General features: G+C 64.2%; 5 protein-coding genes. 4 read left to right on the top strand and 1 reads right to left on the bottom strand.

From position 1 onward, the window contains the following. Positions 1–42: 42 nt before the first annotated feature. The gene (locus K940_RS0107370) at positions 43–1,107 is read right to left on the bottom strand and encodes a nitronate monooxygenase (protein WP_081706214.1); all 1,065 of its coding nucleotides are present in this window, start codon (positions 1,105–1,107) and stop codon (positions 43–45) included. Positions 1,108–1,295: 188 nt separating this feature from the next. Between K940_RS0107370 and K940_RS0107365 the strand changes: the two genes are divergently transcribed. The 4 genes from K940_RS0107365 to K940_RS27305 all read left to right on the top strand — a co-directional run. After that, on the top strand, positions 1,296–2,162 hold the full coding sequence (locus K940_RS0107365) for a M23 family metallopeptidase (protein WP_028477004.1): 867 nt from the start codon (positions 1,296–1,298) through the stop codon (positions 2,160–2,162). Between the two features lie 143 nt (positions 2,163–2,305). Then, positions 2,306–3,292: a LuxR C-terminal-related transcriptional regulator gene (locus K940_RS0107360; protein WP_028477003.1), complete on the top strand. Its 987-nt coding sequence runs from the start codon at positions 2,306–2,308 to the stop codon at positions 3,290–3,292. A 292-nt stretch (positions 3,293–3,584) separates the two neighbouring features. Further along, on the top strand, positions 3,585–10,943 hold the full coding sequence (locus K940_RS0107355) for a non-ribosomal peptide synthetase (protein ID WP_028477002.1): 7,359 nt from the start codon (positions 3,585–3,587) through the stop codon (positions 10,941–10,943). A 248-nt stretch (positions 10,944–11,191) separates the two neighbouring features. Next, the coding region (locus K940_RS27305) for an amino acid adenylation domain-containing protein (RefSeq protein WP_369797480.1) at positions 11,192–12,430 on the top strand (1,239 nt) is incomplete at its 3' end.

Genomic DNA, 12,430 nt, shown 5'->3' with positions numbered 1-12,430 from the left:
GATGTCGGTGCAACGTCAGCCGAGTCTAATCGAAATTCGTTGTCAACAAGACTGGATTCGACGTGAAAGTGCCTTTTCCAGTGCGGTTTTCGTATCGCTGGCCAGTATGCGCACCAGTTCGCCCGCGGGTCTGTCGGTTGCCAGCGTGTGCGTTTGACCTGCCCAGAGGTTGACCTCGTCGAAATTGCCCGCCGACCGCGCGGCGGCCCGCAGTGCGGCTGTGGCGTAATGGATCTCGGGGTAACCCGTGGGTGCGGTAGCGCTGTGCTCCAGTGTGAAGCGGTTGCGTAGTCCGCGTGCCCTGCGGCCGGTGAACGCGCGAGTGAGCATTGTGGGGGTATCCGTGGTCAGGGCGCTCCGATGGACCGAATGGGTCCCAGCCTCGGGGCAGCGTAGGAACACGGTGCCCAGTTGTGCAGCCGCCGCTCCGGCCGCGAGCGTCGCGGCGATTCCCGCGCCCGTGGCGATGCCGCCGGTAGCCACCAGCGGCGCATCGACGGTGGTGGTCAACAACTGCAGCAGCGCCAACAAGCTCAGTGGGTCCGTCTGGTCGTCGGCGGTTCGGTCCACGAACGTGGCTCGGTGCCCACCTGCTTCCGCTCCTTGAGCGATGAGGACATCGGCGCCCGAGTCCACTGCGATGCGTGCTTCGGCGGGAGAGGTGATCGTGACCCAGACCTCGGACCCCGCCGTGTGCAGGCGCGCGATCTCCGCGGCGCTCGGACACCCGAAGGTGAACGACACCGCTGCAACCGGGTCGCTGACCAGGAGGTCGAGTTTGGCCTCCCAGTCGTCGTCGTCGAACCTCGCCTCGCCGAGATCGTGCTCGGCGCCGAGTTCGGCGAGATAGTCGGCGAGATCGGCGACTGGAGTCGGGGGGCCCGGTACGAAGAGATTCACTCCGAACGGCTTGGTCGTGGCCGCCCGGGTGGTCGCGATTCGAGCGGCTGTGTCGGCAACGCTCAGATATCCGGCTGCCAACTGGCCGAAGCCGCCTGCCTCGGTGACCGCCAGGGTCAGCTCGGGTGTGGAGGGTCCGCCCGCCATCGGGGCCAATGCGATCGGGACGTCGAGGTGGTCGAGGATCACGGTCCCAGTCTGGCTCATTCGGACCCATGATCTGGGTCTCACCCAGAAAATTTCTCGCCAGGTTGCGAAATGGTCACGAAAGAGTAGTGTTCCCACTGCAGCGGATGTCAAACCGTAATTTGGTTCGGCTTCACAAGATCGTTATCGAGCAGGTCGGGCCCCGAGGACGGCATCCCGGCCCTGTTCTTCGACACAAGGACGAAGTTTTGTCGCAGCACCACGTAGGCCCCGATTCCATTACCGTCAGCAGCCTTGTCGGCGATGGCGCCACCGGCCGGCCGACGCGGCACCGCGCCGAGCCGTCCTCCACCGATCGGGCGAAGGTTGCTGCTGGCGTCGCCGTCGCGACCGGTGCACTGATCGGTACCGCCGGGCAGCTGGCTCCGGCGATGGCTCAGGCTTCGCCGAGCCACAGTGCGCCCGACGCCAACGAAGCAACGGTTGTGATGCCGGCCCTGGGCGGCGCGGATATCATGCCGGTTGCACAGGTGCAGGCCATGGTCGATCAGATCACCGACAGCGTCCCGGCGCCGGCTGCGACCGTGGAGCCAGTTGCCGAGCCGATTGCTGCGCCATTCGGTATTCCGAACGTCCCCCCTGAGATCGCTGGACCACTGGCCCAGGCGGAACAGTTTCTCCAGGGCATGCAACCGAAAGCTGCGCCAGCACCTGCGGTGCGTCCGGTAGCCGGAGCGATCAGTTCCGGATTCGGCAGCCGTTGGGGTGGTATGCACTACGGCGTGGACTTTGCCGACGCGCTCGGTGCGCCCATCCACTCGGTGAGTAGCGGTACCGTGGTCGAGGCTGGTCCCGCTTCGGGTTTCGGTCTATGGGTGCGTGTACTACAGGACGACGGCACCACTGCGGTCTACGGTCACGTGAACGAGATGTTCGTCCACGCAGGTCAGCGAGTCAACGCAGGCGACGTGATCGCGACCGTCGGCAATCGAGGGCAATCCACCGGCCCGCATCTGCACCTGGAGATCTGGGATCAGGCCGGCACCAAGATCGATCCGATGCCATATATGGCGGCCAAGGGTGTGCCATTGCAGTGGGGTCCCTCCGAGCACTGACTTCATCTGCCTGGCTTGGTATTCCGACTGTTGTACGCGTGTCTACTGCCGGTTGTCCGGTGCACACGCCAGGTAGGAGGAGTTCGGTTCGTGCGTCTCGCACAGCCTCGTCCTGGGCGCCTCTGGATCACGAGGATCGCCCCGTGACCGAGTTGGACAGTATTTTCGAGTCCGGGTCACCGCACAGTCGTGTATATGCGGTGCTGGTGCATCATCCGCGGTCGAGTCTCGCTGATATTGCCGACCATCTAGGGATTTCCGAACGCCTCGCTGCGGACTCGCTGAATGTCTTGTGTGAGCTGCGCGCTGCGGTGTGTATCGAGTCGGCCGATGGTGAGCCGGTGTGGGATGCCCATGCGCCGGAGGCGTTGTCGGAAGCCGAAGCTCGGCGAAAGCAAGAAGCGATCAGCCAGATGCACACTGTCGCGCTGCGGCTGAGTGAGACATTTCGCTCGGTGCGCCGCTCGTCGCGTGGTGGCGGGGGCGCCGTGGTGCCGGTGTACGAGCGTGTGCAAATGCTTGCCGACTACGAGGAGATGCAGTCCGGCGCACGAGTGGGCGTCAAACTGGTCGAGCGTGGACCCTACCTCGGAGATATGGACAGCGAGCGTCAGTTGTTCCAGCTCAAGCGAGCAAAGCTGGGCCAAGGTATCCGCTACCAGACGCTGTATCAGGACACCGTCTATCAGGATTCCGAGCGCCTACGGTACGTGCTGTCCACCAATGCCAGTGGTGCACAGGCCAGGACATTGCCCGAGCCGCCGTTCAAACTGATCATCAGCGATGACGAACGGGCCAGCTTGGTGCTGCACGCCGACGAACGCAGACCCGACCCGATGGGCCTGCGCATCGTGGGCTCGCCGGCACTCGATGTGCTGGTCAAGACCTTCGACGTATTGTGGTCGATGGCGGCGCCCATATCGGTCAACCCGACCGCAGAAGTATTGGACGACCGGGACCGCGCAATCCTGACTCTGATGGGACTGGGCGCCACCGACGACACCATCGCGCGCAGACTGGGGATGTCCCGGCGCACGGTGGTTCGCCGCACTGCTCGGCTGCTGGAGCGGCTCGGGGCGAGCACCAGATTCCAGGCGGGGGTGCAGGCCGGACGTCGGGGATGGTTGTGAGTGACATCACCGATTCGGATCCGGCTGCTGTGTGACGAATCCTCGTACTCCTGTGGCATCGGCTCCCAGTCCGGTCTCCGCATGCGGGAATCGGGGGAGGAAGTGTGAAGCCGCGGCGTCAGTGAACCAGGAGGTCGTGGGCCGTGCTCGCGGCAGCCGCGAAAATCCAATACAGCGTGCGGGCTTGCCGATCGATCCCCTATATGATTGCGCGGTCCGCGCCGGTCCCGGATTCACGTCCTCGGCAGGGGAGTCCGGGTCCTGGCTCGATGCGAGAGGTGAATGCAGTCTGATGGAAACCGTCCGTCGATCCGCGCGTGGTAGCCGTCGCCGCAGGTCGGGTAGCCCGCTTTTCGGCCAACTGCTCACCGCCGCGGTCGAGTCCGCCGCCACTGAGGTCGCGATCCGGTTCAACCCGACGGGGAATCCTGCCGACGATCGAGAACTCACCTACGCCGAATTGGACGCTACGTCCTCGCGACTGGCTCGGGAACTGATCGAGCGCGGTATCGGGCCGGGTGACGTGGTCGCCGTCGGAATCTCTCGCAGTATGGACTCGGTGGTCGCGGTCTGGGCAATTGCGAAGACCGGCGCCGCCTATGTCCCGGTGGATCCGACATACCCGATCGACCGGATTGCACACATCGTGGGTGATTCCGGCGCCATTATGGGTCTCACCACCACAGCACATCGTGGAGCGCTCGGCACCGGCGTCTACTGGATCGAGCTGGACGACCCCGTGCAGTCCGCGCGGATAGCCGTGCGTCCAGGTCATCCCATCTCCTATGCCGATCGCGTCCGCGCGCTCGATGAGCGCCATCCCGCCTATGTCATCTATACCTCCGGGTCGACGGGGAAGCCCAAGGGGGTCGTGGTCTCGCACACTGGCTTGGCCGCCGTGGTGGCAGCGGAACGTGAACGCTGCGAAGTGACAGAGGAATCGCGGGTACTGCATGTCTGCTCGCCGAGCTTCGATGTGTCCGTACTCGAGATGCTGCTGGCCTTCTCCTCGGGTGCGATGCTAGTGATCGCGCCGCCAGAGGTGTTCGGTGGTGTCGAGTTGGCCGACCTTCTGCGCAGAGAACGCGTCACCCATCTACTCATCACTCCGGGGGCGCTGCAGTCGGTGGATGCAACGGGTTTGGCCGATCTCCAGTTCGTCACGGTGCTCGGCGAAAAGTCCGGCCCGGACTTAATCGGTCGTTGGGCTGGGGAGTGCAAGTTACACAACTGCTACGGGCCTACCGAGGCAACGATTCTCGCTACCGGCACATCCGCGATGAAACCGGGCGATCCGATCACTATCGGCACGGCCATCCCGGGAACCGGTGCTTTCGTTCTGGATTCGCGGATGCGGCCGGTGCCCGCGGGAGTGACCGGCGAACTGTATCTATCCGGTCCTGGGCTGGCGCAAGGCTACCTGAACCGGCCCGGGCTCACCGCTGCGCGGTTCGTGGCCAGTCCGTTCGGCGCGGACCGCGGCCTCTCCAGCGGACGTCTCTACCGCACTGGGGATCTGGTGCGCCGCAGTGAGTCCGGTGGCCAGGACGGCGGTGACATCGAATACCTGGGGCGCTCGGATTTCCAAGTGAAGATCCGTGGTTTCCGGATCGAACTCGGCGAGATCGACAACGCGCTCGGCGCTCACCCGGATATCGACTTCGCGGCCACCATCGGGAAAACGCTGCCGTCGGGAGCGGCTGTGTTGGTGTCCTATGTGCTGCCGCGGTCGGGGGTCGAGGTCGACACCGCCACGCTCACCGAGTTTCTCGCGGAGGCATTGCCCGCATACATGCTGCCTGTCGCCATCATCGAGTTGGACGAGATTCCGCTCACGCCGATTGGCAAGCTCGACCGCACCGCGCTGCCGGATCCGGGCGTCATCACACGCGAATTCCGCGCACCCACCACGCTGGTCGAGGAGATCATCGCCCAAGTGTTCGGCGCGCTGCTGGTACCCGCGGACGACGGCCGAGTGGGCGCGGACGACGACTTCTTCGAACTGGGCGGCAATTCGTTGTTGGCTGCGCAGGCCGCCGCGCGGATCGGGTCTGCGCTGGATGTGCGAGTGCCGGTGCAACTGCTGTTCGAAGCGACCACTGTGGCCGCTCTAGCCGCACACATCGAGCAGCAGGCGGGCTCTTCCGCGGGCCGGGCGCTGCGTGCAGGGCCGCGTCCTGGACGAGTGCCGTTGTCCTACGCGCAGCGGCGGATGTGGTTCCTGAACCGATTCGACCAGACCAGTGCGGTCGACAATATCCCGGTTGCGGTGCGACTGTCCGGGCGACTCGACATCGACGCGCTGCGGGCCGCGATCGGTGATCTCGCCGAGCGGCACGAGGTGCTTCGCACCCGTTACCCCGACGTCGACGGCGAAGGGTACCAGGTGATATTGCCTGCGACCGATCCGCGTGCCGTGCCGGAATTGGTCGTCGAGCAGGCCGACGAATCCGAGGTGTCCGCGCTCGTCGTCGCCACGGTGACCCAGGGGTTCGACGTGACCGCCGCGCCGCCGGTGCGGGTACGCCTGCTCGCGCTGAGTGACGCCGAGTACGTGCTGGTTTGTGTGGTCCACCATATCGCAGGCGATGGTTTCTCCATGGGCCCACTGACTCGCGATCTGATGAGCGCATATATGGATCGGTCGCGGGGTGGTGTGCCGCAGTGGTCTGCGCTCGAGGTGCAGTACGCCGACTTCGCACTCTGGCAGCGCGCGGTCCTCGGGGCAGAAGACGATCCCGACTCGATCATCGCGCAGCAGATTGCCTTTTGGCGAGCCGAGTTGGCTTCACTGCCGGAGCAATTGGAATTGCCAGCGGATCGCAGCCGTCCCGTGGTCGCGTCTCATCGCGGCGCGACTCTCGGTTTCGATATCGACCCGGAGGTGCACCTCGCACTGAGTCGCCTCGCCCAGCAGCACGACGCGACGTTGTTCATGGTGATGCATGCCGCGTTGGCTGTGTTGCTCGCCCGCTTGTCGGGTACTCGGGACATCGCCGTCGGCGCACCGGTCGCGGGTCGTGGCGAGGCGGCTCTGGACGATCTGATCGGCATGTTCGTCAACACACTCGTGTTGCGCACGCAGATCGATCCCGCGGTGCGCTTCGACGAGTTGTTGGGCAGGGTTCGCACGATCGACATCGAGGCCTTCGGTCATGCCGATGTCCCCTTCGAGCGTTTGGTCGAGCTTCTCGATCCGGTGCGTTCGACGGCACGGCACCCGCTGTTCCAGGTGATGCTGACCTTCCAGAACTTGGCGCGTACCGATCTGGAACTTCCCGGGCTCACGGTGGCTGCGGTGGATCTTGCACTGCCGTTGGCGAAATTCGACCTCCAGCTGTCGTTGATGGAGAATCCCGATCGGCATGGCGATGCCCAGGGCATCGCGGCAGCGTTCACCTACGCTACCGATTTGTTCGATGAGGCAACCGTCCAGGACTTCGTCGATCGGTTCGGCCGAATCCTGCGGGTAGTGGCCGCCGATGCCACCGTGGCTGTCGGCGACATCGACGTGTTGGCGCCCGGCGAGCGAGAATTGGTGCTCCACGAGTGGAACATCCCTGGCGCCACGATCCCGGAGATGACGCTGGTGGATCTACTCGCCGCGCAGGCGCGCAGGCGTCCGGACGCGGCAGCGGTCCGTTTCGGCGATACGACCCTCACCTTCGGTGAGTTGCAGGCCCGAGCGAATCGCGTAGCTCGTGCTCTGATCGCGCAGGGCGTGGGTCCAGATTCACTGGTGGCGGTGGCGGTTGCCCGTACCGAGGAGTTGCCGATCGCGTTGTTGGCGGTGTTGACCGCGGGTGCTGCGTACTTACCGATCGACACCACCTATCCCGTACAGCGGTTGGAGTTTCTGCTCACCGATGCGGCGCCTGCCTGCATCCTGGCCACCGCCGCGGAGCAGGAAGCCTTACCGCCGGTGGCTGTTCCGGTGATCTCGCTGGAGGCGACTCTGGAACAGGCTCCGGGCTTCAGCGATGCTCCGATCCGGGATGACGAACGTGTCGCACCGCTTCGCCCGGACAACCTGGCATATGTGATATATACCTCTGGTTCTACCGGCGTCCCCAAAGGGGTCGGCGTAGCGCACCGCAACGTCGTCGAGCTGTTCGCCAACACTCAGCTGCTGTTCGAATTCGACGAGACCGACGTATGGACCTTGTTCCATTCCTTCGCGTTCGACTTCTCGGTATGGGAGCTGTGGTGCGCGTTGGCGAATGGCGGCACGGTGGTCGTGGTCGACTACATGACCTCCCGTTCCCCGGAACAGTTCCGTGATCTGCTGATTCGCGAACAGGTCACGGTGCTCAACCAGACACCGTCGGCGTTCTATCAACTGGCCGAAGTCGATCAGGCTGCCGATCCGAACGACCAGGGAAAGCTCGCTCTGCGGTATGTGGTGTTCGGAGGCGAGGCGCTGGAACTACACCAGCTGCGGCGCTGGTATGCGCGTCATCCGGTTGATGCTCCGTGGTTGGTGAACATGTACGGGATCACCGAGACGACGGTGCATGTGTCGTTCTTGTCTCTGGATGAGCAGCTGGCCGAGAATACCGCCAGCGTGATCGGCCGGGCACTGCCGGGCTTGGAGGCCTATGTACTCGACGACCGGCTGCATCCCGCACCGGTGGGCGTGGCGGGCGAAATCTATGTCGCCGGTGCGCAGTTGTCTCGCGGCTATCTCGGCAGCGCTGGACTGACAGCGGGACGCTTCGTCACGAATCCTTTCGCCGCGGACGGGACTCGGATGTACCGTACCGGTGACATGGGTCGATGGGTCGGTTTCGGCGGTCGAGCGACGCTCGAATACGTGGGCCGCAGTGACCACCAGGTCCAGTTGCGTGGCTTCCGTATCGAACTCGGCGAGGTCGAGTCGGCGCTGGCGCGGTGTTCCGGCGTGGGCAGGTCCGTCGCGTTGGTTCGCTCCCAGGAGCACGTCGGTGACCGTCTGCTCGGCTATGTCGTTCCCGACACCGGCGCTGTTTTGGATCCTGCACTGATTCGCGCGCAGGCGGCACAGTTCCTGGCAGGCCACATGGTTCCGGATGCCATCGTGCTGTTGGATGCGCTGCCGCTCACGGCGAACGGGAAGCTGGATCGCGCGGCTCTGCCCGCACCGGAATTCATCGGTGCGGCGGCTTTCCGCGCGCCGAGCTCACCAGTCGAGCAGGCGGTGGCCGACGTGTTCGCTGAGTTGCTCGACGCCACCGAAGTCGGTCTCGATGACGACTTCTTCGCGCTCGGTGGCAACTCGTTGTTGGCCACCAAAGTGATTGCGCGGATCAACACGGCGCTGGATGCGCATCTCACTGTGCGCGAGTTGTTCGAGGCGCCTATGGTCGAAGCGCTGGCGGCACTCGTCGTGCCCGGCGCGGGCGGTCACTCCAAGCGGCCCGAGTTGGTGCGTACCGAACGGCCGGAGCAGGTTCCGCTGTCGTTGGCGCAGCAGCGGATGTGGGTGCTCAACCAGTTCGATCCGACCTCGTCGGCTTACAACATTCCGCTGGCCATCCGGTTGACCGGTGTGTTGGATGTCGCTGCGCTGCGCTATGCAATGGCAGATGTGTTGGAGCGCCACGAGACGTTGCGTACGCGCTACCCGGCGGACGGCTCGAGCGCCCTTCCGTACCAGGAGATTTTGTCTGTCGCCGACACACTGCCCAAGGGTGTGGAGGTGACCGCCACAGACGACCCGATCGGCCGAATCACCGAGTTGATGGTCTCCGGCTTCGACGTGACCGATCAGGTTCCGGTGCGTGTGCTGTTGCTGGAGTCCGGTCCGGAAGAGCATCTGCTGGCCCTCGTTGCCCACCATATCGCGGCCGACGGAGCATCTATGGCTCCCTTGGCTCGTGACCTGATGACGGCCTACCTGGCCAGAATCGGTGGCAACTCGCCGCGTTGGTCGCCACTGGAAGTGCAGTACGCGGACTTCGCGATCTGGCAGCGCACCGTGATCGGCGCGGACGACGACGAGCACTCGATCGCTGCCCAGCAGTTGGCTTACTGGCGCGACCAACTCGACGGACTGTCGGGCGGACTGGAACTGCCGCTGGACCGCCCACGTCCGGCAGTTCCCACAATGCGAGGCGCTACAACGGATTTCGCTGTGTCCTCGGAAGTACACGAGGCACTGATCAGGCTGGGGCGCCAGCACAACTCGACGCTGTTCATGGTCGTTCATGCCGCGCTGGCCGTATTGCTGGCCAGACTGTCCGGTGACACCGACGTAGCCATCGGCACCCCGATTGTGGGGCGTGGCGAGCGCGTACTCGATGATCTGGTCGGCATGTTCGTGAACACTCTGGTATTGCGCACAACGGTCGAGCCGAGTATGACTTTCACAGAGTTGGTCACTCGGGCGCGGGATACCGACCTGACGGCCTTTGCCAATGCGGACATTCCGTTCGAGCGGGTGGTCGAAGTGGTGGCGCCGGGTCGGGCGACCATGCGTACCCCGCTATTCGGCGTGGTGCTGTCGTTCCAGAACAACGAGCAGCCGACGCTGGAATTGCCCGGACTCACCATCACGTCTTTGGACGCGGATGCGGTCGCGGCGAAGTTCGACCTTCAGATCAACGTGCATCCCGATCATCATCCCGACGGTTCGATCGGTGAACTGATCACCAGCGTCACCTATGCTGTCGACATTTTCGACGAGTCCACGGTGCAGTCGTTCGGCCGGAGACTGGCGCGCATCCTGGAGTCTGTGGCGTCCGATCCGCAGATCCTGGCTGGTGACATCGAAATCCTCGAACATGCCGAGCAGCGGGTGGTAGCCCCGGCAGAATCGGTGCGCGTCGAAGAGTCCGTACCGTCTGCGGGCACCGCGTTGGCCCAGGCGTTGTCCGCCGTGGTCGAAGACGATCCGGATGGCCCTGCAGTGGTCATGGGTGAGACCGAGTTTTCCTATCGGGATCTCGACGTTCGTTCGTCGCGATTGGCGCGGGTGCTCATCGCGCACGGCTGCGGGCCGGGGACAGGTGTCGCCATATGGCTCGATCGCGGCGTCGAGGCAGTCGTCGCTGTCTGGGCGGTGCTCAAGTCAGGGGCCGCGGTAGTGCCGTTCGGTGAGCACGACGTGGCATATCCGCAAGGCCTGGTGGTCGATGTGGGGCTGACATTCGTCGGGTCACGGCCGACTCGCACGCTCAACTGGCTGGCTCTCGATGATCCCGAGGTCGTTTCCATGATTGCCGCCGAATCACCGCGCCCAGTAACATACGCGCACCGTATAGGGGCTCTCCGCGGCAACACATCCGCGTACGTCGGAGCTTCGGCGGTCAGCTACGACGACCTGGCGACAGCTGCCAGGCGATTGTGCCTACGTACGGACTTGACCTATGAGTCGCGTACTTTTCAGCACGGCAGTCCGGCGTCGCTAGCCGCTCTGGTCGAGGTGGTCGCCGCCGGATCGGTCGGTGCCTCGATCGTTCTGGTCGAACAAGGTCGTGATCTGACCGAATCGCTCGCTGACGAGTGGGTAAGCCATTTGGTCACCGATCAAGCCGGGTTGGATGGGCTCGACCCACTGAAGTTGGAGGATCTCCGCGCTGTGGTGCTCGACGATTGCGTCGACGCTGGCGATAGCCCCAGGACGAATATTGCGACGCTGGTCACACTCACTGAATTGTGTGACCCCAAGTAGCGGCCTACGACCCCAGTTCGTACGGCTAGGCTATCCAGTTGGCGTTTTCGATCGGCCTGTTTGTTCGGTGGAGTTCAATCGGTCCGGCGTGAGCGGTCGAGAAATGATGGATTGCGTAACAGTAGGAACGCAGGTTCGATGATCTTGGGGTCGGGGGATGCGTTCGGTAGCGATGGCAAGGTGAGGAAGTTTCGATGGTTCGGGCGGTTGGGCAGCAGTATGACGCGGTTGGGGGAGCAGAGGCTGCGGTGACGCGGCCGGTGCGAGTGCGACCCACGCGTGCGCGGCGGTCCGGGGTTACGACATTGCCGCAGTTGATGACGATGGCAGTCGAAGCAAATCCCACTGGTGTTGCTGTCTGTTGGGCTGACGCGCTCGGGTCTGGGCAGCGGTTGACCTATGCGCAACTGGATGCCGAATCGTCGCGGCTGGCGTGGTTGCTCATCGATCGTGGTGTCGGGCCGGAAGATTTGGTCGCGGTGGGCATACCACGCTCGATCGAGTCCGTGGTCGCGGTATGGGCGATCGCCAAGACCGGAGCGGGATTCGTTCCGGTGGATCCGAACTATCCCGCCGAACGGGTACAGCACATGGTGAGGGACTCGAACCCGGTGCTCGGGCTCACCGTTGCGCATGTGGCAGAGGACTTGCCCGCGGAAATCGAGTGGTTGACGATCGACACCGCCGAATACGCGCAGCGGCTGCAGCAGGTTTCGGGCGAGGCGGTGACCTACGCCGATCGAGTGCGTCCGCTGCGGGCGGAGCACCCTGCCTATGTCATCTACACCTCGGGGTCGACCGGTACACCGAAGGGCGTGGTGGTGACTCACGCGGGTTTGGCAAGTTTCTGCGCCGAGCAGCGTGATCGATATCGAGTCACGAGCACCGCACGCACGTTGCATTTCGCGTCCCCTTCATTCGATGCGTCGGTGTTGGAGTTGCTGCTTGCGGTGGGCGGCGCGGCGACGATGATCGTGGCCGCGCCACAGGTCTACGGCGGCGACGAACTGGTCGCGCTGCTTCGTCGGGAAGGCGTAACCCACGCGTTCATCACAACCGCAGCGCTCGCCTCGATGAACCCGGACGGCTTGGACGAGTTGGGTGTGGTGATCACCGGTGGTGAGTCATGTCCACCCGACCTGGTCCGTCGCTGGGCGAGGCCGGTATCCGGCGGCGAGCGCGCGTTCTTCAACGTCTACGGGCCGACCGAAACGACGATGGTGACGAACATCAGCCCACCCCTGACCGAGGGGGATGCGGTGACCATCGGCGCACCGATTCGAGCGGTCACCGAATACGTGCTCGACCAACGACTGGCACCGGTCCCGACCGGTGTTACCGGTGAGTTGTACATCGGTGGAGCCGCGCTCGCACGCGGCTACCACAACCGCCGCGCGCTGACCGCTACCCGCTTCGTCGCCAACCCCTTCGACGACAAAGGCTCCCGACTCTACCGGACCGGAGACCTGGTCAACTGGACACCAGAC

Origin of the sequence: Nocardia sp. CNY236 (genome assembly GCF_000482385.1) — a bacterium.
Classification (GTDB): domain Bacteria; phylum Actinomycetota; class Actinomycetes; order Mycobacteriales; family Mycobacteriaceae; genus Nocardia.
This window is presented reverse-complemented; position numbering and strand designations above follow the sequence as displayed.

Bases quoted from the DNA above. Each gene is read 5' to 3' on its own strand.
- K940_RS0107355 (WP_028477002.1), top strand. From the start codon at position 3,585: ATGGAAACCGTCCGTCGATCCGCGCGTGGTAGCCGTCGCCGCAGGTCG.
- K940_RS0107370 (WP_081706214.1), bottom strand. From the start codon at position 1,107: ATGAGCCAGACTGGGACCGTGATCCTCGACCACCTCGACGTCCCGATC.